General features: G+C 40.7%; 24 protein-coding genes. 22 read left to right on the plus strand and 2 right to left on the minus strand.

The annotated features are described in order from the left end of the window. The first annotated feature begins 41 nt into the window (after positions 1–41). From J0X14_RS16155 to J0X14_RS16210, 12 genes are all read left to right on the plus strand, one after another. Positions 42–602: a helix-turn-helix domain-containing protein gene (locus J0X14_RS16155; RefSeq protein ID WP_207098857.1), complete on the plus strand. Its 561-nt coding sequence runs from the start codon at positions 42–44 to the stop codon at positions 600–602. 722 nt (positions 603–1,324) lie between these two features. Then, positions 1,325–1,657 (plus strand): cupin domain-containing protein, encoded by a 333-nt coding sequence (locus J0X14_RS16160; RefSeq protein ID WP_207098858.1) that lies wholly within the window; start codon positions 1,325–1,327, stop codon positions 1,655–1,657. Positions 1,658–1,690: 33 nt separating this feature from the next. Beyond that, the gene (locus J0X14_RS16165) at positions 1,691–1,912 is read left to right on the plus strand and encodes a hypothetical protein (RefSeq protein ID WP_207098859.1); all 222 of its coding nucleotides are present in this window, start codon (positions 1,691–1,693) and stop codon (positions 1,910–1,912) included. Beyond that, a complete protein-coding gene (locus J0X14_RS16170; RefSeq protein ID WP_207098860.1) occupies positions 1,909–2,988 on the plus strand; it encodes a DUF1611 domain-containing protein in 1,080 nt (359 codons plus the stop codon). The genes J0X14_RS16165 and J0X14_RS16170 overlap by 4 nt, the downstream gene beginning before the upstream one ends. Further along, positions 2,985–4,070 carry an alanine/ornithine racemase family PLP-dependent enzyme gene (locus tag J0X14_RS16175; protein ID WP_207098861.1) on the plus strand — a complete coding sequence of 362 codons (1,086 nt, stop codon included), beginning with the start codon at positions 2,985–2,987 and terminating at the stop codon, positions 4,068–4,070. Before J0X14_RS16170 ends, J0X14_RS16175 begins: the two co-directional genes overlap by 4 nt. After that, on the plus strand, positions 4,036–4,731 hold the full coding sequence (locus tag J0X14_RS16180) for a M15 family metallopeptidase (protein WP_207098862.1): 696 nt from the start codon (positions 4,036–4,038) through the stop codon (positions 4,729–4,731). Before J0X14_RS16175 ends, J0X14_RS16180 begins: the two co-directional genes overlap by 35 nt. Before the next feature lie 144 nt (positions 4,732–4,875). After that, positions 4,876–5,724, plus strand: a complete 849-nt coding sequence (locus J0X14_RS16185; RefSeq protein WP_207098863.1) for a prohibitin family protein — start codon at positions 4,876–4,878, stop codon at positions 5,722–5,724. 648 nt (positions 5,725–6,372) lie between these two features. Next, on the plus strand, positions 6,373–7,098 hold the full coding sequence (locus J0X14_RS16190) for a hypothetical protein (protein ID WP_207098864.1): 726 nt from the start codon (positions 6,373–6,375) through the stop codon (positions 7,096–7,098). Positions 7,099–7,198: 100 nt separating this feature from the next. Next, positions 7,199–7,492 (plus strand): helix-turn-helix transcriptional regulator, encoded by a 294-nt coding sequence (locus tag J0X14_RS16195; RefSeq protein WP_207098865.1) that lies wholly within the window; start codon positions 7,199–7,201, stop codon positions 7,490–7,492. A gap of 101 nt (positions 7,493–7,593) precedes the next feature. Then, positions 7,594–7,890 carry a mobilization protein MbpA gene (gene mbpA, locus J0X14_RS16200; protein ID WP_207098866.1) on the plus strand — a complete coding sequence of 99 codons (297 nt, stop codon included), beginning with the start codon at positions 7,594–7,596 and terminating at the stop codon, positions 7,888–7,890. Next, positions 7,887–8,756, plus strand: coding sequence for a relaxase/mobilization nuclease domain-containing protein (locus J0X14_RS16205; protein WP_207098867.1), 870 nt, complete (start codon positions 7,887–7,889; stop codon positions 8,754–8,756). The genes mbpA and J0X14_RS16205 overlap by 4 nt, the downstream gene beginning before the upstream one ends. Positions 8,757–8,766: 10 nt before the next feature. Then, the gene (locus tag J0X14_RS16210; protein ID WP_207098868.1) at positions 8,767–9,222 is read left to right on the plus strand and encodes a DUF6730 family protein; all 456 of its coding nucleotides are present in this window, start codon (positions 8,767–8,769) and stop codon (positions 9,220–9,222) included. 162 nt (positions 9,223–9,384) lie between these two features. Here the strand turns inward: J0X14_RS16210 and J0X14_RS16215 are convergent, their stop codons facing one another. Next, entirely contained in the window at positions 9,385–9,582 is a 198-nt protein-coding gene (locus J0X14_RS16215; RefSeq protein ID WP_127137627.1) for a cold-shock protein, read from the minus strand. A 58-nt stretch (positions 9,583–9,640) separates the two neighbouring features. After that, on the minus strand, positions 9,641–10,600 hold the full coding sequence (locus J0X14_RS16220; protein WP_242528066.1) for a fatty acid desaturase family protein: 960 nt from the start codon (positions 10,598–10,600) through the stop codon (positions 9,641–9,643). An 873-nt stretch (positions 10,601–11,473) separates the two neighbouring features. Here J0X14_RS16220 and J0X14_RS16225 point away from each other — a divergent pair. The 10 genes from J0X14_RS16225 (at position 11,474) to J0X14_RS16270 (ending at position 22,612) form a co-directional block, all read left to right on the plus strand. After that, positions 11,474–11,668, plus strand: coding sequence for a 30S ribosomal protein S21 (locus J0X14_RS16225; protein WP_207098870.1), 195 nt, complete (start codon positions 11,474–11,476; stop codon positions 11,666–11,668). A 4-nt stretch (positions 11,669–11,672) separates the two neighbouring features. After that, complete coding sequence (locus tag J0X14_RS16230; protein WP_207098871.1) at positions 11,673–12,407, plus strand: NYN domain-containing protein; 735 nt, start codon at positions 11,673–11,675, stop codon at positions 12,405–12,407. Positions 12,408–12,422: 15 nt separating this feature from the next. Then, a complete protein-coding gene (locus J0X14_RS16235) occupies positions 12,423–13,289 on the plus strand; it encodes an RNA polymerase sigma factor RpoD/SigA (protein WP_207098872.1) in 867 nt (288 codons plus the stop codon). Positions 13,290–13,359: 70 nt separating this feature from the next. Next, positions 13,360–13,686, plus strand: a complete 327-nt coding sequence (locus J0X14_RS16240) for a hypothetical protein (RefSeq protein ID WP_207098873.1) — start codon at positions 13,360–13,362, stop codon at positions 13,684–13,686. 66 nt (positions 13,687–13,752) lie between these two features. Continuing rightward, a complete protein-coding gene (locus tag J0X14_RS16245; protein WP_207098874.1) occupies positions 13,753–15,930 on the plus strand; it encodes a TonB-dependent receptor in 2,178 nt (725 codons plus the stop codon). A gap of 339 nt (positions 15,931–16,269) precedes the next feature. Then, positions 16,270–17,544 (plus strand): ribonucleotide-diphosphate reductase subunit beta, encoded by a 1,275-nt coding sequence (locus J0X14_RS16250; protein WP_207098875.1) that lies wholly within the window; start codon positions 16,270–16,272, stop codon positions 17,542–17,544. A 3-nt stretch (positions 17,545–17,547) separates the two neighbouring features. Continuing rightward, on the plus strand, positions 17,548–19,341 hold the full coding sequence (locus J0X14_RS16255) for a ribonucleoside-diphosphate reductase subunit alpha (protein WP_207098876.1): 1,794 nt from the start codon (positions 17,548–17,550) through the stop codon (positions 19,339–19,341). Positions 19,342–19,634: 293 nt separating this feature from the next. After that, the gene (locus J0X14_RS16260; protein WP_207098877.1) at positions 19,635–21,305 is read left to right on the plus strand and encodes an alpha/beta fold hydrolase; all 1,671 of its coding nucleotides are present in this window, start codon (positions 19,635–19,637) and stop codon (positions 21,303–21,305) included. Positions 21,306–21,725: 420 nt separating this feature from the next. After that, positions 21,726–21,866, plus strand: coding sequence for a hypothetical protein (locus J0X14_RS16265; RefSeq protein ID WP_207098878.1), 141 nt, complete (start codon positions 21,726–21,728; stop codon positions 21,864–21,866). 383 nt (positions 21,867–22,249) lie between these two features. Beyond that, a complete protein-coding gene (locus J0X14_RS16270; protein ID WP_207098879.1) occupies positions 22,250–22,612 on the plus strand; it encodes an Ig-like domain-containing protein in 363 nt (120 codons plus the stop codon). Positions 22,613–22,872: the final 260 nt, after the last annotated feature.

Here is a 22,872-nt window from a genome sequence, read left to right on the forward strand (position 1 = left end):
TCAAATCCTTGGAATTGAGGAAGACCATTCAAAATAAATGAATGAAATTATATATAAAATACATGGTCAGTCTTCGCTGCAAAATGTTGGTAAAGGAAGAATTGACAAAGTTGGGACTGGATTATGTTACCTTGAATCTGGGCATGGTGGAAACTAAGGAGGAAATTACCCATGAAAAGAGAATCCAACTCAAAAATAATCTGCTGAAGTCTGGATTGGAATTATTGGATGACAAAAAGAGCATATTGATTGAAAAAATCAAGAATGCAATAATCGAAATGATCCATCATACCGATGAGATACCAAAAACCAATTACTCCGGGTATTTAAGTGAAAAATTAGGGTACGACTACACGTATTTGTCCAACACGTTTTCAGAGGTGAAAGGAATCACTTTGCAGCATTATATCATTAAACACAAAATCGAAAGAGTAAAAGAGTTGCTCCTATATGACGAACTCAATCTTACCGAAATAGCATATAAACTTCATTATAGTAGCTCCGCACATCTCTCCAATCAATTTAAAAAAGTCACCGGTCTCACACCCTCCTATTATAAAAAGTTAAAGGAAAAAAGGACGCAAAACTTGGAAAACCTGTGATATATGTAAAGTTTAATATTATTTATGTAGCAAACCCCACCTAATTCTATCGCACCTTTGTTTATTGCTGATAATTATATAATCAGCTTGATAACAAATCATACTATGGACATATTTAAAAAAAATATATCGGTTAAAGGGATTCTAGAAAAACTTCTCAGTCTTTACCCTCCGATTATTGAAAGCTTAAGGTTAAAAAATGAAGAAGAAAGTGAATTGAACAAAAGTTTAGTGCCTAGGTTGATTCGAATTAAAAATAATTGAAAGTAATCTTTAATGCAATGTTGGCTCATATGCTTTGAAGCAATTTAATTTGTTGATACGTGCTTTTAAATTTTTAGAAGCCCAAAAAAGAGCAGGAACTAAAAAACACTGCTCTTTTTTCTTGTTGTTACTTACCCTTGCCCAATAGAACATTTTACAATCATAGTCCCAGCCATTCCAACTATCCTAAGCCAACAATAAACATTCGGTTGTGAGAAAATGTGTAATCTTTTTTATTCTGTTCATAACAATGCTCATGCTGGCAAGCACATTGCCATGAAGCAATGACAACTTAAATAAATATACTATGTCAAAAGAAAGAGAAGGAAAGAAAAAGTCTGGAAAAACACTGCCTTCAAAAACCCCTAAAGAAAAAAAGGCGGCAAAAAGGGCCAAACGGAATGCCAAAAACAGGTCGGAATAGAGGGGAAGGGATACTAATCTTAATACCATTAATTATGGACAAGGGTGAATTTGAGGAATCCATCACGTTTAACTTGGCGGATATACTGGAGTTCAATTCCAATTCCATTGTGGTAAAAAACATAAGTGTCCAGAACAACTGTATCATACAGGCATTCGCATTTGATTTCGGCAAGGTGTTGTCCCATAGTGAATCCCCTTTTATTCGATTCGTCCATATCATTGAAGGAAAAGCCGAGGTTGTGATAAACGGTAATTCTACTTTTATGCGGAGAGGGGATTCCATAATTATACCTGCATTTACACCCTGCTCCTTTGAAGCAAATCATAAATTTAAGATGTTATGTACCACTATAAAAAATGAATGACCCGTCTATTTCATCTACACAAAAGAATATTCAATGAAAAGAAATGCCACAAAAAAAGAATACCAAAGAGGAGATCTTGTTTACGCAAAGGTAAGGCCGACGGTACTGCTTGTGGTGCGATTGTATGTTCGTAAAGTCTACTACTGTGCTATCCAGAACGACCCGGCCAAAAATGAATTGGTTTATTTGGCCAGCGAGCTTAAACCGTATGTAGGTAATCTATCTACTATTAAACATGAACAACTGACATTATGAAAGAAAGCGCACTAGTTTATTGTGAAAACGAATTTGGGAATATAGACGGTAAAGTGGCCAATGGACTTATTAGACAATCGGAAAGGTATACCATTGTTGGAGTCATAGACAGTACCAAAGCCGGACAAGATGCAGGTGAGTATCTTGATGGTGTAAAAAACACTATTCCAATTTTTAAAAGCATTGAAAGTGCCCTGGAAGAATTGGGCAGTATTCCGAAATACTTTATCTATGGCATCGCCCCTCTCGCTTCATTTTTAGACAATGAACAAAGAGAGATTATTTTTACAGCTATGAAGAGTGAGATGGACATCATTAATGGTCTTCCAGAATTTTTTAGCGATGATCCGCAATTTTCCAAGATGGCCCATGTGCATGGGGTAACCATCCAGGATGTGCGAAAGCCGCCTGGACGTGAAAACCTTCACAATTTTACTGGACGCATCCAAAATGTAAAAGTTCCAATAATCACAGTAATGGGAACTGATTGTGCTGTTGGCAAAAGAACCACTGCCTTATTTTTGGTGGAAGCACTTCGGAATGAAGGCTTGAATGCAATTTTTGTCACCACTGGTCAAACCGGCCTCCTCCAAGGTTCCGAATATGGGGTGGCAGTAGACGTACTAACCTCTGGGTTTGCCACGGGAGAAGTTGAGCATGCTATTCTGAATGCTTGTGAGAAAGAGGAACCCGATATCATTGTAGTGGAAGGCCAAGGAGCTTTGAGTCATCCCGCATTTACCTCTTCAAGCGCCATCTTGCGTGGTGCAATGCCCGATGCCATTATTTTACAACACCCTCCCAAGCGAAAAAGCTATTGTGATTATCCCAAAATTCCAATGTTGGGGCTACTTGGTGAGATCGAAATGATAGAGATGTTCTCCAAGGCCAGGGTAATAGCAATTACCGTCAACCATGAAAAGATGGACATTGCTGAAATAAGCCAATTCATTACGAGATGTGAATCCGAATTTAATCTGCCCGTCACAGATGTTTTGAAGTATGGGTGCGATAAATTGGTAAAAGCATTACTCAGGACATTTCCAGAGCTTGCAAGGGAATCTGTGTCCGTTTGAATCTTCCGAGAATAGATATTGATTCTGCGAAAATTGCACATAACGTCCAACAATTGACAACGCTTTATGGCACCAAAGGCATCAAAATAATAGGAGTCACCAAGGTCATTGGCGGAGATCCGGTCATTGCTGGGATGATGGTGAAAAATGGCATCAAAACCTTGGCGGACTCCAGATTGGAAAATATCCAGAGAATGCGCAAAGCTGGTATACGGGCGCAGTTTATGTTGCTCAAGTCACCAGCCCTTAGCCAAGCGGAAGAAGTGATCACCCATACCCATATTAGCCTGAATTCGGAACTCATAGTACTCAAGGAACTTTCAAAATGTGCCTTGAAAAATCATAGTATCCATAAGGTAATCTTAATGGTGGAACTTGGAGATTTGCGTGAAGGAATCATGCCTTCGGAAATGGAGAATATGGTAAGGGATGTAATTAGCTTGAAAGGCATCGTTTTGATTGGGATTGGTACAAACCTCGCTTGTTTAGGTGGAATAGCGCCTGATTCTGATAATATGGCTGAGCTATCCTCCATTGCTGGGCATTTGGAAAACAAGTTCAATATTTCCCTGGACATAGTGTCCGGGGGGAGCTCTGCTAACTACCGTTGGTTCAGATCATCGAAAGATGTGGACAGGATAAACAGCTTGCGTTTGGGAGAGTCTATTTTTCTGGGACGGGAAACACTTTGTAGAGAACCCATCCCTGGACTTTTTACCGATATATTTACCCTTGTGGCCGAGGTTATTGAAGCAAAACAAAAACCTTCCCAACCTTATGGTAAAGTCTATCAAAATATGAACGGTAAAATACTCCACTTCAAAGATCATGGGTTAATGAACAGGGCCATTTTGGGCATTGGCTTGCAGGATGTTGTGGTTTCTGGAATTGTCCCGAAACAAAATGTGACCATTTTAGGAGCAAGTAGCGATCATATCGTGGTAGATAACAATAAGGCAAATTTAGAGGTGGGCGATACTGTAACATTCGATCTTAACTACAATGCCTTGTTGAGAGGACTGAACTCCCCATATATAACAAAAAATCATGTCAACTATCAAGAATGCAAAGAAGTATTGTGAAGTTGTGGAAGCCAGAGATACCCGAAACAAGATCTTGGCCCCGACCATTCCAATCAGGGAAAATCACGCCGCCCTAAAAAGTTTAAAAGAGGCAGGTCTTCATTTGATTTTTGAATCCTCGTTCATGGATGGCTATCAATATTTGGTCCGGGAAGATATGATCGAAAAAATAGCCCGTATAAGTCAACGATTGGATGCGCAAAATAAGACCTTGATCATCCGTTCCGCATGGAGGTCCTTTGAACATCAACAGCTACTTTGGGAAACCAAATTTATATCCTTTGGAAGAATGCAAAGGATGCATCCTGAAAAGTCTTTTAAAGAGATTGAAGAGATGGTCAGCCATTTTATTGCTCCGCCCCAAAAGTCAATGCATACCACAGGTGGAGCAATAGATGCATTGATCTATGATGACGTTAATGATTGTGTCATGGACTTTGGGACGAATACTGGGCTGGAAATCAAGCTCTCAAAGCAATGTTACCCCTACCACCCGGGCATTGGCCCTGAAGCGAAGAAGAATAGGGCCCTGTTGATAGGATTGTTTGAAGATGAAGATTTTGTGTGTGATCTTAAAGAATATTGGCATTTTGATTATGGCGATGTCATGTGGGCCATTGGAAAAGAAAAGGAATATGCCATTTATGGCTCGATAATGTAATTAAGATAAGCTTTCAAGGAATCAGACCAAGGATAGATAGTTTTTTGCCTCATTGGACAATCTGTGATTTATGCAAGATTGGTTTGGTTCAGTGTAACAGTTTGGGGATGTGAAATCCCATCTTTGCAATTAAACACAATTACTATGGATAATGACCCTATAAGAGAAATAAAAAATGCACTGAAAAAGAGTCAATGGAGAAATTTGTTCATTATTACCGTATTGGCGGTACTTCTAATTGTATTTAAACCATGGGTGCAGATTGGGGCAGGTGAAAGAGGTGTTGTCCAAAATTTCGGGGCAGTACAGGATAAGGTATTGAATGAAGGGATTCACTTCAAAATACCAGTAGTACAAACCGTGATTCCCATGGATGTTAAAATTCAAAAAATCATGACAGATGCCGCTTCTTCATCCTCAGATCTTCAGGATGTGGATTTATCTGTTGCACTTAATTATCACATTATACCCGATAAAGCTAATTTGGTTTATCAAACCATTGGTGTGGAATTTAAGGAGCGTATTATTGACCCTGCCATTCAAGAGGTGATGAAAGCAGTGTCGGCCAAGTATACCGCAGAAGAATTGATTACCAAAAGACCGGCAGTAAGCTCGGAAATGCAAGAAGCCCTTACTTCTAGATTGCTTGTTTCGAACATATCCGTTGATGCCTTTTCTATCATCTCATTTAGTTTTTCTCAGACGTTTACCGATGCGATTGAGGCAAAACAAACCGCTGAACAAAATGCATTGAAGGCAAAAAGGGACCTGGATAGGATAAAAGTCGAAGCTGAGCAGACCATTGCTGCAGCAACTGCCGAAGCAGAGGCACTTCGTTTACAGAAAATGAATATTTCACCCGACCTAATTGAACTCAGGAAGATAGAAGCAAACCTAAAGGCCATAGAAAAATGGAATGGGATTTTGCCCCAAGTAACGGGTGCAGGCGCCATTCCCTTTATTGGTGTGGGAGATGTTATTAGGAACAGATAATTGATCATCATTGAATTTAAACATGGAGACGATAATCACTAAGTTTATATTGATTCACTTCATAATGGGAGGTATTAGAGGGTTTTATAGATATCTTATGATTGAAAAACACCAATACAATTACTATGATCATTCCATGAAACTTGGAGGAAAATTGGCCCATAATTTGTTATATGGCACTTTCAATTCAACTACTCTTTTCATTTCAGTTTGTTTGACCGTCCTGGTATTTTTTATCTCTTAGGAAGCACATACTGCCGATATAGAAATGTATCTTTTTCCATAACTTTTTGATAGAATTAAGTCTATTTTTCTATAGTAATTGACTTGATTTCAGATTGAGTTCCCTAATTCTTAAGTAACAATTAGCATTGCTGTTACAATAATCCTAAATAAAGAGTATTTGTTCAAAATATTGGGCAAACATCGGCTGTTCATCTGTATACAGAAATTCCTGTTGGTATCAATTGTATGAGAGACCGCCTTATCACGTAAACGTCAAGATGGTTGCCAAATATGATGTAAAAACTGTTTTGGGAAAGTGGTAAAGGACAATTGAATTATATCGGAACAATGAATAATGGTGTTGAATACCTTATGCCTTCTCAATAATTTCCTCCTTATCTGCCAAAACATTAAATTAGGTAAATGAACGACAGCATCAGTAAATACTTGCTCTTATTGTGTATTGCATATGCCTATATACGGCTGTTTATAGCTTATATAAGATTCTTTGCAAGATATATGTTCAATGAAAAGGTTGGATGGGACAAATACATTGAAAGGCCCCGATTGGTATTTTATGGTATTGGCCTACTTCTGATGCATACCACCTATTCTAAGATTATGAAAGATACACAGGAATCTTTAAGTGTATATTCCATTTTAAATCTTGTAGTCTTTGTTCAAGGATTTGTGTTTAGCCAGATAACATGGTCCAAGATGTTCAAAGGTGTTTTTATTCCAAGTATCAAAAAGAAGTTGCGTTCGTCCAAGAATTTCAATATCTCCGCATCCAAATCGCATTTGGACAAGCTGTATGATGAACTTGTCAGGTATGAAATGCTAAGACTTGAACAAACTACTAGGGAGGATTTTCTAAATGCGCTTACCAATAATTGGAATGCACACGAATCCAAAATCCATTTTAACTTGGACTCCCCAAGTGCCAGAGAGTTTTATGAGTTCTTTACGGCATCTTTTCCAAGCAACTCAATGACCTTAAAGGACTTCTTCGAGACCTCCAATGTTATCCGAAGACCGGATGGCAGACCTTACAACTATTCCACCATAAAGAACGCGCCGATACGTACCCCTGTTTCCAAGCGGAATGGAGATCTGCAGGTTGTTTTTTCATCTTTCCAAAACCAATAGGATTACCTACAATTCCAATTTGGATACATGGCATGCAATGCTGACATTTCCTTTTGTTTCCCTTGCTAGTTTAGTTCCATCGTCACATAAAAATGGGAAAATGGATTATTTTGAACTAATGGAGAAATTGGACCGAATTGAACGGTTATTGGTCTCCAACAAGGAAGTATTGACACTCGAGGAAACCTGTGAGTATACGGGTATTTCCAGAAGTTATCTGTACAAACTGACCGCAGCTAGGGAAATTCCCCATTCCAAGCCCAATGGGAAAATGATATTCTTTGAAAAGAAGAAGCTCAATGAATGGTTATTGCAAAATGGAAGAAAATCCAAAATGGAAATTGAGGATGCGGCCATTAAATACACCCTTAAAAGGAGAAATGGCCAATTGTAGAACAATGCATTTGATCTTGCGTCTGAGTGGAAATTCAAGATGTGTCATTGTCATGACAAATCTTGCTTTTGCTCCCGGAGGTCGCAAAAGATGATGGAAATATGAAAAAGGAGTTCGTCCAGTTCCGATGCTCGGTCTACGAGAAGAAACTGCTGAAGGTAAAGGCCAGAAAGAGCGGTCTATCCATCAGTGAATACTGTCGCCGAGCAGCATTCAATGACAGGATAATTGAGCGGATGACCGATGAGCAAATTGAGGCCTATAAAATGTTGGTGAAATACCAAAGGAACTTCAAACTGATCACCAATATGTTCCGCAAACGCAACCCAAAATTGGCAGAAGAAGTAGCCCAACTGGCCAATGAAATACGACAGCACCTTATAAGCTTCAAAAAATGATAGGAAAGGGTAAAGCAATATCACACACTGCAGCTTCCATGAGCTATGGACTGAAGGAAGAAAAGGATTCAGAAATTATCCACAGTCAATATCTGGCCGGGGAAACTCCAAGGGAAATTACGGAGGAGTTCAGGGTCATTCAACAGCAGAACGAACTATGCAAAAAGAACACGCTCAGCTTTGTGCTAAGCCCGACGATAGAGGACGGTAAAAAACTGGAAGCGAAACAACTGAAAGAAATGACCGAACGGTTCCTTAAAGAAATGAGGTTAAAGGAAAATCAGGCTGTGGCCTTTGTACACAGGGACAAGGAACACGTACATGTCCACCTCTATGTGAACCGGATAAGCTTTGAGGGAAAGGCCTACAATGACAGTTTCATTGGAAACCGGAGCCAACAAATGGCCGAGAAGGTGGCTAAACAGATGAACCTCACTACAGTAAGGGAGGTGCAACAAGAAAAGTTGTATAGGATGAATGAAATCAGGTCGGAAATACAGCGGATCCATGAAAAAGTCATGGCCAAGGAGCGGCCAAGGGATTTTGACCAGTATATCAAATCGATGGAGGAGAACAAGGTGAAAGTCATCCCGAGTATCAACAGACAGAACCAATTACAGGGCTTTCGGTTCGAGTACAAAGGAACGAACCTTAAAGGTAGGGAGGTGCACCGTTCCATGTCCATGGGCAGAATTGCGGGCCAAATGAACTTTGAGAAGGACAGGGTACAAAGAATGGCAAAGGACAGGAGCATGGAACTTTTGGGTAGGACAGTGAATGTCCCATCCAATTTGGCAGCAACCATTGCCAAGAAAACAATAAAACTGGCCATCAAAGTGGTCAGGGATACGGGAATAGGAATCTAAATAGTATACCATGGCAAAACTTGATGAAATAGCGGAACTGTTGACCGAGGAGATAAGTGAGTTTGAAAAGAGCATCGCACGATTGGAAAAGGTGCATGATGGCATGCAGAACCTTCAACTTAGGCCTGATACTGCTGGGATTGATGCACTCTTGAAAGGGTACAGCAACAATCAAAAGAAAAACATTGAGGAACAGCAAAAACTGATGCAACGGATTCTTCGCAAGGTGGAGAAATCAATTTTGTTGCCAAGTTGGGCCATAAAACTGTCTTGGGGATTGTTGGTGTGTGTCCTTTTGGTCATCGGATTTTCGGTCTATCAGGTATCAAGGATATCCAAGAAAGAAGAGGCTGCATATATGAAAGGCCGGGACAGTGTCATGGGACATTACGGGACATTCCTTGATGAGAGCCCGCAGGCAAAGGAACTCTACCAAAAATGGATAGAGGAAAATGGCAAAAAGTAGGATAGCGCCCTATCCGATTTTTGCTTGACGTTTATCTACCGGAACACTACAAAAATCGGACAGGATCCATGCGCAAAGTTTAGAGGTAAGAATTTGGGACATTTGCCCCCATAAAAAAACCATCTTTAAAAGATGGTTTTTATTGTTTGTAGAATAAAGGATCTAACTGATCAATAATTCGACATTTACGGCGTTCATGCCCTTCTGGCCTCTTTCCATTGTAAATTTTACCTTATCGTTTTCACGGATTTTATCTATGAGGCCACTTTGGTGCACAAAAACATCATCATTGGAGTCATTGGGCTGAATAAAACCAAAACCCTTTGCTTCGTTATAAAATTTTACTGTTCCTTCTCGCATTACTTTATATTTAATATTTATATTCTATTCAATGTTTGTTTTTATAATCACCCCTCTATCAGGTATGAGCAGGTTGTACCTTCCCTAACTTTCGTAAGACCCCAACATGGTCGATAATGGCGGCGATAAATGTTCTTTTTGTATTATAAGGAATCCCAAATTCCTTGGCAGTATCCGCTACGATACCAGATATTTTTCTATAATGTATATGGCAGACATTGGGCAATAGATGATGCTCCACCTGATAGTTCAACCCGCCAATCAGCCATGAAAATATCCTGCTCTTGGGAGAAAAATTAGTTGTTGTGGCCAATTGGTGGTCTGCCCAGTCACTTGAAATTTCCCCATCTTCATTAGGCAGTGGAAATTCCGTATTTGGCATGATGTGCGCTACTTGAAATACGATGCTTATCAGTAGACCTGTAACAAAATGCATGCTGAGAAAAGCCAGAACGATGATCCATGGGGACAGAGGTACAACCAACAAGGGTATAACCAAGGCATACGAAAAGTATATCAACTTCCATCCAACAATCTTCATGAGCGCATTCCTGTAACCATTCTTTTTGTTGAAAAATCCCATTTTCCGATACCGATCAAGTCTTATGAAATCTTTGGTGGTTATCCAAGAGACCGTGGATAGGCCATAAAAGAACCATACATACAAGTATTGGAACCTGTGCAGACCATTTTTTTTGGCATGTGGGGAGAACCGAAGGAAAAAAGGAGCGTTAATGTCATCATCGGCCCCCTCTATGTTGGTATAGGTATGATGGAGTACATTGTGTTGGATTTTCCAAACAGCGGCATTACCTCCTATGAGATTCATGGTGTACCCAAGATATTTGTTCACTCTTTGATTTTTGGAGTAAGATCCATGGATGGCATCATGCATAATGCCCATTCCTATTCCAGCCATTCCTATTCCACTAATTACATAAAAACCAAAAATCAACAAGGGAGCGGTAACCATCCCAATGTTTATGAAAATCAAGGGGACAAAAAAGATAATGAGCATGACCATGGTCTTCACGACCATACTTGTATTGGCATGTCTACTGATATTGTTTGTTTTAAAATATGTGCCGACCCTGTTTCTCAGGGTTTTTGAAAAATCAGAATTTGAATTTTTTGAAAATCTTGGCTTGTTAATACCATTAATTGCGGTTTGGTGTTGCTCACGCATGTGATATAAAGAGATAATTGATAAGCGCAATTGGCTTGGGCATGTTGAAGAATTATCCAAATATGGGGACCATTACATAATTGTCCGAATCCATAAAGGCGTCACCATCCTTAACGTTTGGCTTAAAATATTTGACTACGTTATAAATTAAAAAGAAGAGAGCTGAAAATGAATTGAAGATCTGCGAAGACTAAATTGACTTGGGCTTTCTGAATTTTAACCTCACAAACTTACCATTTATCTGGGCAGTATTCCCCAATACTGTGTTAATTGTTGAAAACAAGTATTTTAGGGAACGGAACTATTTAAAGGTTGAATTGCCATTTCAAGGGCAATTAGAATCAAAACAATGATCGTGCACTATGAAAGCAGAACCATTCCTTATCATAAAATAAACAGGACAAACGGGTTTAGTTCCAATTTAAATCCTTTCCTTTACAGCGCATCACGGGTTATGGACGATGATTGCTCCAATCCTTAAATAAAAAGATAGCCCTCCCTTTTTCCCATTTACAATTCACAAAGGGCCACTTCTTAGTTATTTTTTGCTTGAACCAATATTCACATTTTTAAGACCAGACCAAACAGGTCAAAGTCCAAATTTTGTATATGCCAGGGAATCCGCCATATCCCTGAAAAAGAGTCCAATGTGTAAATATTGGCTCTTAATGGCAGGATTTAAATAATTAGTAATGAAAAGAAAATATGCTGATAATTAAGATAGTTCCAGGCGAGAACATAGAAAGGGCCTTGAAAAGGTATAGAAACAAGGTGAGGAATACCCAACAGTTGAAACGTATCAGGGACAATCAGGAGTTTACCAAAAAATCCGAGGAGAGAAGGGAGAGCCTGAAAAAGGCAATCCATAGAAAGGAATATTTAAAAAAGAATGAGGAGTGATTTTATGGACAAAGATTTAAACCTAGCCGTCCTAATAGACGGTGATAATATACCTTCCAAATATGTGAAGGAAATGTTGGAAGAGATTGCCAAATATGGCAATCCAAGCATTAAAAGGATTTATGGTGATTGGACAAAGCCAAGTTTGGCGAAATGGAAGGATGTCCTACTAAAAAACGCCATTACCCCCGTGCAACAATATGGATATACCACGGGCAAAAATGCAACGGACAGTGCCATGATCATTGACGCAATGGACATACTCTATTCCGGAAAGGTGAATGGTTTTTCACTGGTCTCCAGTGATAGTGATTTTACACGGCTGGCCATACGGTTAAGAGAAGCGGGGATGACCGTTTTTGGTATTGGAGAGCGAAAGACCCCAGACCCCTTTATAGTTTCATGCGACAAGTTCATATATCTCGAAATACTGCATAAGACCCATGTTGGGGAATCCAATACTCCTGAGAAAAGTGATAAAAACAAGGTCGATAAAATAACCCCAAAGGTTATTGATCTTATACTTTCCACCATTGCCGATGTGGAAGATGAGGAAGGTTGGGCCTTCTTGGGTGAGGTAGGGACATTATTGCAAAAGAAACAACCCAATTTTGATGCAAGAAACTATGGGTTCCGAAAACTTACACCTTTGGTCAAATCCATCGGTCAAATCGAAATAGGGTCTAGAAAAAATCCAAAGGGCAATGGAAACTTGATTTATGTAAGGACGATGGCCTAATGAAAAACAAAACCTATGAGATCTCTTACCATATCAAAGCAAATAACAGCAAGGGATACCCTTTCCTTGAACAAATACCTCAGTGATATAAGCCGTATTCCAATGATTACCGAAGAGGAAGAGGTTGATTTGGCAGTTCGCATAAGGCAAGGGGATAACGAAGCTCTAGAAAAGTTGGTGTCCGCCAATTTACGGTTTGTTGTGTCGGTGGCGAAACAGTACCAATCAAGGGGACTCAATTTGCATGATCTCATTAACGAAGGGAATGTTGGGCTGGTCAGAGCAGCATCTAAATTTGATGAGACGCGTGGTTTCAAGTTCATTTCCTATGCAGTATGGTGGATACGCCAAGGAATAATACAGGCGCTTACGGAAAAATCAAGGATGGTCAGATTGCCCTTGAACAAAATAAATGTGATCAACAAGATAAACAGCATCTCTTCCCATTTCGAACAAATGCATCAAAGGCCACCAACAGCAGAAGAAATAGCTGAACTGATCGATTTCTCACTATCGGAGATTCAAATATGCTTAAAGCACTCTTCCTGGCCCCTTTCAATGGATGAGCCATTGGGGATTGGGGATGGAGGACTAAACTTGCATGACGTAATGCGTTCCGATGAGTTTGGCAGCCCAGAACAGAAGTTGATCATTAGTTCGTTACAATTGGAAATTGATGGTATTTTGGATATTTTATCTTATCGCGAAGCTTTTGTGATTAAGATGTACTTTGGGATAGGGGCAGAAGATTCCATGGGATTGGAAGAAATTGCTTTTAATTTAGATCTTACAAAAGAAAGGGTCAGACAAATAAAAGTAACGGCTTTGGCTAAGTTAAGGAACTCCTCCAAAATTGAATTTTTAAAGGGGTATTTGGAATAGACCGAAGGTCTTGACCAATAACTACCTCTTAGGATTTAAATTACATGGTTGTTTTTTATACTTTTGAAGTATGAAAGTTTTTGCAATCCTTTTATCGTTGCTTACGATGCTGCTTTCATCATATCCATGTTGTCAGGAGACCGATTCTTGTTCCGAAACAGTATTGGTGGACCAATGTGGACATGACGATTCGGAAAAGCTTCCACTGAGCAAGGATACGCCTTGTTCCCCTTTTTATACCTGTGGCAGATGTCCAGGATTTACAATTGCGTATGAGTCCATGGATTTCATCAATCTGGAGGTTGAAAAGGAATCCCCTCCGGTACCGTACCTGGAACTTTTACCCAAGGAAGTGTATTTTTTTTCCCTAAAGCCCCCTCGCACTATTGAAGTATAGCCCATTGTAGATAAAGGTACACTTGGCTTTTTGGCCAAGATTCAAAATACTTCAAAAACCAAAAAAATGAAATTACGATTGTTTGTGGTGCTATTCCTATTCGGGATGGTATCCGTTCTTGCACAGAATACTCTTGACCTTGTGGTCAAGGACTCTTTAAGTGGCGAACCCTTGATTGGGCTCACAGCAGTTTTGGCATCCCTGGACAAAGGGGCCATTTCCAATGAAGAAGGAGAAATACATATAGATAACATTCCCAATGGGACGTTTCAGCTGCGATTAAGTTATGTAGGATATGCTGCAGTGGAACGTGAACTTGATTTTCCTTTGGAAGAAACAATTCAAGGACAGACTTTTTTCCTTTTTCCCCAAACCGAAGAAATGGAAGAGGTAACTTTGGTCTCCACAAGGAGCAGCCGAACCATTGAGGACATTCCCACACGGGTAGAGGTCATCGCGGGGGAGGAACTCTCCGAAAAAGGAAATATGAAACCCGGGGACATCCGGATGCTGCTTAACGAAAGCACAGGAATCCGAACCCAACAGACCTCGGCCACCAGCTACAACTCCAGTATCCGAATACAAGGCTTGGATGGGAAATATACCCAGCTCCTTCGTGATGGATTCCCTCTGTATTCTGGGTTTGCAAGTGGGCTTAGTCTTATGCAAATTGCACCTTTGGACCTGAAACAGGTGGAGGTCATCAAGGGATCCAGTTCCACGTTGTATGGTGGAGGTGCCATTGCTGGACTGGTAAACTTGATTTCCAAAACCCCAGAGGATGAGCCCGAGCTCAGCTTTATGGCAAACGGCACCTCTGCCCTTGGTCTGGACCTTAGTGGTTTCTATTCGGAAAAGTTCAACAAAGTGGGAACAACGGTGTTCGCTTCGTACAATTTGGGAACGCCCTACGATCCTGCGGATATTGGGTTGACAGCCATTCCCGAGTTTGATCGCTTTACCTTGAACCCTAAACTGTATTGGTATCTTACCGAACGGACCGAACTGCTGTTGGGCATCAATGCCATTTGGGAAGACCGTCTTGGTGGTAATATGGACTATGTTAAGGGTGATGCGGTGGCCGACCCTTATTTTGAATCCAATGAAACCGAAAGGCTCTCTACCCAACTGGGATTCAAACATGCCTTTAATGACCAAAATCGATTGGAAGTCAAGAACAGTTTCAGTTTTTATGACCGTACCATCCAAATCCCGGATTTTTCTTTTTCGGGATACCAACGTTCGTCTTTCAGTGAAGTTAATTTTTCTACAAATACAGAAGATGAGGTGGAATGGGTCTTTGGTGCCAACCTGTGGACGGAATATTTTAACGATACCCGGCAAAATCAGTCCGAAGCCTTGAACCAATCTTACCAGATTTTTGGACTGTTCGCTCAAAATGTATGGCCCATTGATGAAGCTTTTTCTGTGGAGACCGGGTTCCGGGCCGATTTCCATTCCGATTATGGGGCCATGGCGCTTCCAAGATTGTCCATGCTCTACGAGCCCAACAGTGCGTTAACCTTCCGATTGGGCGGTGGCATGGGGTATAAAACCCCTACCGTGTTTACTGAGGATGCGGAACGGCTACAGTTCCGTAATGTATTGCCCATCAATACAGATGAAGCTGATTTGGAACGCTCCTTGGGCGGTAATTTCGATGTGAACTATAAATGTATCCCCCTACCCGGGATGACAATGTCCATCAATACACTCCTTTTTTATACCAAGATTGATGATCCCATGACACTGGTACCGGATGGGAATGGATTCTATGCATTCCAACAATACGGGGGCTATGTGGACACCCGTGGCGCAGAGGTCAACCTCAAGATAAAATATGGGGATTTTAAACTGTTCACTGGGTATACCCACGCCAATGTAAAACAGCATGAAAATGGGATGGTGTCGGATTTTCCATTGGTGGCCAAGCACCGGTTGAATAATGTGCTCATGTTTGAAAAAGAAGATAATCTTTGGGTAGGCCTTGAAGCCTATTATTACAGCCCACAACAATTGGGCAGTGGTGAAACAGGCGAATCCTACTGGATTGTTGGGTTGATGAGTGAAAAGAAGCTCGGTAAGAAATTTTCGATATTTCTGAACTTTGAGAATTTTCTGGATACTCGACAAACAAGGTTTGGTACAATTTATACGGGAAACATCAATGACCCCCAGTTTTTGGACATCTATGCCCCTGTGGATGGTTTTGTCATCAACGGTGGGTTTAAGATTAAACTATAGCTTTCCAAAAAAAGGATGCCAAGAAAACAATTTCTTGGTATCCCCTTTCCATTTTCTTTTTACCAGATAGGAAGCCTTCACATCATAGTATTCAACGGTTTTCTTGTTTTTGAGAACAGTTTGTTGATAACCCTGTGGATAAATGTTTTGCCCTCCTGACACTTGTCAGATTTTTTTCGGAGCCTAGATTTTACGTTTGTTTCCAAGATTTTTTTGGCCTCAAAAATCGCAATGTTGATAAAACTGTTGAGAACCCAAATGAGGCAATGTAAAATCAAAGTAAAGAAAATATGAATTTTACAATCAGTTCATTTAGGACAAATCCAAACACTTTTTCTCATGCACATTTCTCATATTACTAAAAGGGATTTTAGTACACAGCCCTTCGATTTGCACAAAATTACCAATGCCATTTTAAAGGCCATGACCGCCGTAGATCATGGTCAGATGGAAGATGCGCAGGCCATTGCCAATGATGTTCACCAAACCTTATTGGGACGGAAAAATGTTGATGAACACTATGTTCCCACGGTGGAAGAGGTTCAGGATGTGGTTGAGAATGTGCTGATGGACAGTGAGTTCCATGATGTGGCCAAAGCTTACATCATATATAGAAATAAAAGGGCCCAAATGCGGGAGACGGATATTTTTGAAAAACGCATCAACTTAAAGCCGTACGAGTATCCCCAATTGTATGAATATGTGCCAGCCATTCGTCATTCCTATTGGATTCACACCGAGTTTAATTTTACTAGTGACATACAAGATTTTAAATCTGGACTGACCGAAGTAGAGCGTACCGCCATTAAAAATACCATGCTGGCCATTTCCCAAATTGAAGTTGCCGTTAAAACCTTTTGGGGCGATATCTATCACCGTATGCCCAAACCAGAAATTGGCTCGGTAGGTGCCACTTTTGCTGAAAGTGAGGTACGCCATCACGATGCCTATTCCCACCTTCTTGAAATTTTGGGATTGAACCAAGAATTTGAAAACCTTAAGAAAAAACCCGTGATCATGAAACGGGTGCAGTATTTGGAAACTGCACTAAAAAATGCGAAAAGTGAGAACAATAAGGAATATGCAGAATCTATTTTGCTCTTTTCCCTTTTTATTGAGCACGTGTCACTCTTTTCTCAATTTTTGATCATCATGGCCTTCAACAAGCACAAAAATGTGTTGAAGGGAATCTCCAATGTGGTGGAAGCTACTTCAAAAGAAGAGCAAATTCATGGCGATTTTGGAATTGATGTCATCAACATCATTAAAAAAGAACACCCAGAATGGTTTGATGATGAGTACAAAGCCATGATTCAAGAAATCTGTGAGAAGGCATTTGAGGCCGAAAGCAAGATTGTGGATTGGATTTTTGAGGATGGTGAATTGGATTTCTTGCCGAAAGTTGTTGTAAACGAGTTTATTAAAAATCGTTTCAACAATTCTTTGGAGAGCATTGGCATTGCCAAAGTGTTTGAGGTTGACCAAAAATTATTGGCGGAGACTGAGTGGTTTGATGATGAGATTATTGGAACCAAACACGGCGACTTTTTTGTAAAACGATCAATTAACTATAGCAAAAGAACACAAAGTATAACCAGCGACGACCTTTTTTAAATTATGGAGAACAAAGCCCAAACCCCCCAAATTGAAGATCTAAAAAAAGAAAACCAAACCCAAGAACTTGTAAATGCCCGAAAGAGTGCACTGGCACAACTCAAAGAAAAAGAGGAAAGTGCAGGATTTGAATGGCTAAATGACCACAGTCGTCAGTTTTTGGCTTCGGGTTATTTGACCGAAGGGGTTACTCCAGAAGGAAGGATTCGGGAGATTGCGGATCGGGCCGAACAGATTTTGCAGATTCCGGGGTATGCAGACAAGTTTTACAACTATATGTCGGAAGGGTTTTTCTCCTTGGCATCCCCCGTATGGTCCAACTTTGGGAAAAGACGCGGGCTGCCTATAAGCTGTTTTGGCTCCCATATTGATGATGATATGGGAAATATCCTGTACACCCAATCCGAAGTGGGCATGATGTCCAAATTAGGTGGAGGTACCTCAGGCTATTTTGGGAAAATCAGGCATAGGGGAGCTCCGGTCAAGAACAACGGACAGGCTTCGGGTGCTGTACACATCATGCAACTGTTCGAGTCCATGGTGGATGTGGTAAGCCAAGGTTCGGTGCGTCGTGGACGTTTTTCACCGTATTTGCCTATAGATCACAAGGACATCATGGAGTTCTTGGAAATAGGTACGGAAGGGAACCCAATCCAACAATTGACCCACGGTGTTACGGTAACCAACCAATGGATGCAGGAAATGATTGATGGGGATACCGAAAAAAGAACAGTTTGGGCCAAAGTATTGCAACGTAGGGGAGAAATGGGTTATCCGTATGTTTTCTTCTCTGACAATGCCAATAATGGAGCGGCTGATGTTTACAAGGATAAGGAGCATCGTATACATGCCAGTAACCTGTGTACTGAGATTATGCTGCCTTCCAATGATGATTGGTCTTTTGTGTGTGTATTGTCCAGTATCAATGTGTTGCACTATGACAAATGGAAGAACACGGATGCTGTGGAAACCATGGTCTATTTCTTGGATGCTGTAATCACGGAATTTGTGGAAAAATTGGAAGCCTATCGGGATTCTTCCGATCGTGACGACAGACAAACCTTCCTGTTTATGGAGCGTGCTTATAATTTTGCCAAGCAGAACAGAGCTTTGGGATTGGGCGCTTTGGGATGGCATTCTTTATTGCAATCCAAAAGATTGGCTTTTGACAGTCAGGAAGCCTATGACCTGAATAGTGAAATTTTTAGGGGAATCAAGGAACGCTCTTACAAAGCTTCGGCGGAGTTGGCGGAGCGTTTTGGAGAACCCAAAGTATTAGAAGGCTATGGAAGACGTAACGCTACGCTGAATGCCATAGCACCAACCACTTCTTCTGCCTTTATTTTGGGTCAGGTGTCGCAGGGTATCGAACCCATTTGGTCCAATTGTTATGTAAAGGACATTGCCAAGATCAAAACCACTATAAAAAATCCATTTTTGATGGATTTGTTGGAAGAAAAAGGACAGAACACGCCTGAAGTCTGGAAAAGCATTCGTGATATGGATGGCTCTGTTCAGCATTTGGACTTTTTAACCGATGAAGAAAAAGCAGTGTTCAAAACCTATTCTGAGCTAGATCAATTGGACATTGTGTACCAAGCCGCCAACAGGCAAAACCATATTGATCAAGGGCAGTCTGTGAACATTATCGTTCACCCGGATATGCCTACCAAACAAATCAACAAAATACACGTAACGGCTTGGAAATTGGGGCTAAAATCTCTTTACTATCAGCATAGCATGAATGCTGCCCAGAAATTCAAGCAGAAAAAGGAATGCGCTAGTTGCGAGGCCTAGCTAAAGCTAACTCAAACTACTCCAACAGTGCTTAATCCAACCCCCAAGCCAAACGGTTCGGGGGTTGTTTTTTTGGTTCTATCCCAAAACTATTGTTAATCTTGGGGTTGGGACGCTATGGATTCAAAGCAGTTTCTATTTTTGTGGGACAAGAATCGGTCGGTGCGATAATCCAATGAGATGGATTTGATCGTAAAATATCAGTGAACTATTACTTTTGTTTCAAACAAAAGACTGTACGGCGGACCCAACTTGGGTAGGTGAACAACAAGAAACAACAACCTCAACATTACATGAAGCCAGTTACGCAATATACCAAAAGTGGTCGCATCAATATAGCGTACCAAGTTTTTGGTTCAGGTGCTGTGGACATAGTATATATTCCTGGATGGGTTTCCAATATTGATTTGATGTGGGCCTGCCCCCAACTGGTGGATTTTTTACAGGAATTGGGAAAGATAGCCCGTGTTATTTTGTTCGATAAAAGGGGAACAGGTCTTTCCGATCGGGTGGTGGAGCTTTCCACTCTGGAGGAACGCATGGACGACATTAGGGCGGTGATGGATGCAGTGGGTTCTGAAAAGGCCATTTTGTTTGGCCATTCTGAAGGAGGCTCCGTATCGGCATTGTTCGCGGCATCATACCCCAATCGAGTCATTTCTTTAATCACTTTTGGCATATTCGCAAAGCGAAAATATGCCCAAAACTATCCTTGGGCTCCAACAGATGAAGAACGCCAGGGGGTATATAATATGATCGAGAACTGTTGGGGCAGTGGGGAGATGAATTTGGAGACCTTGGCCCCATCAAAGGCCAATGACAGGGAATTTATGGATTGGTTGGCCAATTACTTTCGTTCTGGGGCAAGCCCAAGTGCTGCATTGGTTCTCACCAAAATGAACACAGAAGTGGATATTATCAACATTCTGGGTTCTATAAAAGTACCAACGCTGATTCTTCAGCGAACCAATGATGTCGATGTAAAAATTGATGAGGGAAAGTTCATTGCAGAGCGCATACCCGGTGCAAAATTTGTTGAACTCAAAGGGGATGACCACTTGTTCTGGGTGGGTAACACCGAAGAAGTACTCAAGGAAATCAGAAGTTTTATATTGAACCTAAAGCCAAAGGGAGTATATGATCAGCAACTCTTCACCATTGCGGCTGCCCGAATTTTTGCAGCGGGACGAGCCAAACCTGATCAACAAGAGCTCATAGCCCAATTTGTGGCCCAGTATCGCGGAAAGGTGATTCAATGTGATGGCCGAACCTTTTTTGCCACTTTTGAAGGCCCCAGTAAGGCGATACATTGTTATATGAACCTGTTTGACACCGTAAAAAGCATGAACGCCCAAATGGCAGTGGGCATCCATATAAAAGAAGGGGCTGTTGATGAGGCGCACTTCGTTAGTGAGGAAACAGAACGTTTTGTAGAATCAATTCTTGAACACGCAAGTCTAAATCAAATATTGATTACCCAAACCGTAAAATATCTGTTGTCTGGGGCAGGGTTGAATTTCAAACAAAACAAAACAATATTGGAACCCAAGTCTGGGGAACCACATGTACTTTTTAATGTTTTGGATGATTTAAACATAGAAGAACCACGAGATAATTTTTACCCATATCAGCTTCCTAAAAATGGTTCTTTTTTAGAAAATGTGCTTCAAAGTATAGAGGCCCACTTGGGAGATGAAGCCTTTGGAGTTGAAATGCTTTGCAAGGAAATGGGGATGAGCGAGCGGCAAATGCAGCGGAAGCTTAAAGCGGTCACCAATAAATCTCCAATTCAATTGATTTCATCCGTTCGGTTGCACCGAGCAAAGGAATTGATGCTGGAGAATAAACACAATGTTTCGGAAATTGCCTATCAGACTGGATTTTCCAATCCTTCCTATTTTTCAAAATCCTTTAAAAAGGAGTTTGGCAAAAGCCCATCTACCTTTCTTCAGGAGTATGCCTAGATTGTATTTCTTTTAAGGGTATTTAGCACCTTTTTTATTGTTTTTTAGGGATAAACCTTCTCAAAATTCAAGTTGTTTGTTGTTGAAAACAAGTCAATTAAGACTTAAAATGTCGGAAAAGTTATAGTCTGGCAGTTTTGTGCAGAAATCTTGTCGGAAAAGTTATTTAATTCGGCGGATTTGTGCTATTTCCAAGGGTTTCTCTACCCATATCTTTGCCTCCGCAAAAATCAAGAAACAACAATCGTCATGAAAAAACAAATTTTTACAACAATCGCATTCGCAGTATTGACCATAGGAGGGATGCATGCGCAGCAAAATCAGGAAACGGGGCCTTTGGCCAAAAACCGTTAGCCATGGAATGACCCAAAGCCCAGTACGCCCATCACAATTAAAAAGCATGAGAAGCTTACAGGGCCTTTGGCCAAGAATAGAAAACCTTGGAAAGATGAATGCGAGCTATATCCCGTAGTTTTTGCTGAACGTAAAAATCTGCAAGGGGCCATGGCCAAGAACGCTCGACCTGAACGAGACAATTACTGGGAGGATTATACCAAGTAAGGAGTTTATTTATCAATCAAAGAATCATCAAAAAACGAACACATCATGAGACCGGAAAAGCGTACTGCATTTAAGCAAAGACAACAACCAGCCCTTGGGTATGGGTGGAGCGCCAAAAGAAGGTATAAACCATTGGTTAGACCGCTCTTCAACTTTTGATAGGACCACTATTTAATGCAGCCTGTCTGGGCGAAAAGAGCTTTTCATAAGCATTATAAAGAATACTGGAGTCCTTACATTGCTCGGTTGGTTTGGTTTAAGGTTTTGTAAGGCCCAGTTTACTTTGACTGTAGTTTTTGGTTAAAGAAGGGTTGGTGGAATAGCCATCAACCCTTCCAAAAACTTGGATAATCCAGAATTAAATCACTAAAAAACGTTTGAAAATGGGAAACAAATTGCAATTGAAAAGAATAACATGGTCAGAACTGAGTCTAATCTTCCTGCTGTTGTTTTTGGGATGCTCCAAAGATGATGATAAAGGAATACTTGATACGGCAGTTCAAGAAATAGAAATATTTACGGAAGAAAGTCATCTAAACATCGGAGGAACCGTTCAGTTGAACACCGTGGTTACTCCGGTTAATGCCGATAATCCTGATGTGTTCTGGGGTACCGACAATCCAAATGTGGCCATTGTAGATGAATTGGGCGAGGTATCGGGGCTCAAAACCGGGCAGGTCACAATCTTTGCCATTTCCAAAGAAAATTTAAGCATATCGGACAGCGTAGTGCTCGAAGTAGAATAAGAGAAAATTTTATAGAATGAAAACAGTTGAAATAATCCGGTTTTGTTTGCTGGTGATTTTAGGTATTATGCTGCTCGCCTAAATAGTTAAAAAAGCTTGAATTAGTGTTAGTTAAGTAGTGGTTAAGCCCAAAAAACAGGCACATAATTGTTCCTAGACGTTTGTTGTGAAGCAATATTGTGACTGTGTTTATTTGGCAAGAAAAGAGCTGATGGTTTTGCTACCGGTTCTTTTTGTTATCCGGTGTTGCGGCGATACTA

Source organism: Allomuricauda sp. CAU 1633 (assembly GCF_017313225.1).
Lineage (GTDB): Bacteria > Bacteroidota > Bacteroidia > Flavobacteriales > Flavobacteriaceae > Flagellimonas.

What these genes read in the sequence shown, in the direction of transcription:
- J0X14_RS16155 (WP_207098857.1), top strand. Translation starts at nt 42, where the DNA reads ATGAAATTATATATAAAATACATGGTCAGTCTTCGCTGCAAAATGTTG.
- J0X14_RS16160 (WP_207098858.1), top strand. Translation starts at nt 1,325, where the DNA reads ATGGACAAGGGTGAATTTGAGGAATCCATCACGTTTAACTTGGCGGAT.
- J0X14_RS16165 (WP_207098859.1), top strand. Translation starts at nt 1,691, where the DNA reads ATGAAAAGAAATGCCACAAAAAAAGAATACCAAAGAGGAGATCTTGTT.
- J0X14_RS16170 (WP_207098860.1), top strand. Translation starts at nt 1,909, where the DNA reads ATGAAAGAAAGCGCACTAGTTTATTGTGAAAACGAATTTGGGAATATA.
- J0X14_RS16180 (WP_207098862.1), top strand. Translation starts at nt 4,036, where the DNA reads ATGTCAACTATCAAGAATGCAAAGAAGTATTGTGAAGTTGTGGAAGCC.
- J0X14_RS16185 (WP_207098863.1), top strand. Translation starts at nt 4,876, where the DNA reads ATGGATAATGACCCTATAAGAGAAATAAAAAATGCACTGAAAAAGAGT.
- J0X14_RS16190 (WP_207098864.1), top strand. Translation starts at nt 6,373, where the DNA reads ATGAACGACAGCATCAGTAAATACTTGCTCTTATTGTGTATTGCATAT.
- J0X14_RS16195 (WP_207098865.1), top strand. Translation starts at nt 7,199, where the DNA reads ATGGATTATTTTGAACTAATGGAGAAATTGGACCGAATTGAACGGTTA.
- mbpA (WP_207098866.1), top strand. Translation starts at nt 7,594, where the DNA reads ATGAAAAAGGAGTTCGTCCAGTTCCGATGCTCGGTCTACGAGAAGAAA.
- J0X14_RS16205 (WP_207098867.1), top strand. Translation starts at nt 7,887, where the DNA reads ATGATAGGAAAGGGTAAAGCAATATCACACACTGCAGCTTCCATGAGC.
- J0X14_RS16210 (WP_207098868.1), top strand. Translation starts at nt 8,767, where the DNA reads ATGGCAAAACTTGATGAAATAGCGGAACTGTTGACCGAGGAGATAAGT.
- J0X14_RS16215 (WP_127137627.1), bottom strand. Translation starts at nt 9,582, where the DNA reads ATGCGAGAAGGAACAGTAAAATTTTATAACGAAGCAAAGGGTTTTGGT.
- J0X14_RS16220 (WP_242528066.1), bottom strand. Translation starts at nt 10,600, where the DNA reads ATGCTCATTATCTTTTTTGTCCCCTTGATTTTCATAAACATTGGGATG.
- J0X14_RS16225 (WP_207098870.1), top strand. Translation starts at nt 11,474, where the DNA reads ATGCTGATAATTAAGATAGTTCCAGGCGAGAACATAGAAAGGGCCTTG.
- J0X14_RS16230 (WP_207098871.1), top strand. Translation starts at nt 11,673, where the DNA reads ATGGACAAAGATTTAAACCTAGCCGTCCTAATAGACGGTGATAATATA.
- J0X14_RS16235 (WP_207098872.1), top strand. Translation starts at nt 12,423, where the DNA reads ATGAGATCTCTTACCATATCAAAGCAAATAACAGCAAGGGATACCCTT.
- J0X14_RS16240 (WP_207098873.1), top strand. Translation starts at nt 13,360, where the DNA reads ATGAAAGTTTTTGCAATCCTTTTATCGTTGCTTACGATGCTGCTTTCA.
- J0X14_RS16245 (WP_207098874.1), top strand. Translation starts at nt 13,753, where the DNA reads ATGAAATTACGATTGTTTGTGGTGCTATTCCTATTCGGGATGGTATCC.
- J0X14_RS16250 (WP_207098875.1), top strand. Translation starts at nt 16,270, where the DNA reads ATGCACATTTCTCATATTACTAAAAGGGATTTTAGTACACAGCCCTTC.
- J0X14_RS16255 (WP_207098876.1), top strand. Translation starts at nt 17,548, where the DNA reads ATGGAGAACAAAGCCCAAACCCCCCAAATTGAAGATCTAAAAAAAGAA.
- J0X14_RS16260 (WP_207098877.1), top strand. Translation starts at nt 19,635, where the DNA reads ATGAAGCCAGTTACGCAATATACCAAAAGTGGTCGCATCAATATAGCG.
- J0X14_RS16270 (WP_207098879.1), top strand. Translation starts at nt 22,250, where the DNA reads ATGGGAAACAAATTGCAATTGAAAAGAATAACATGGTCAGAACTGAGT.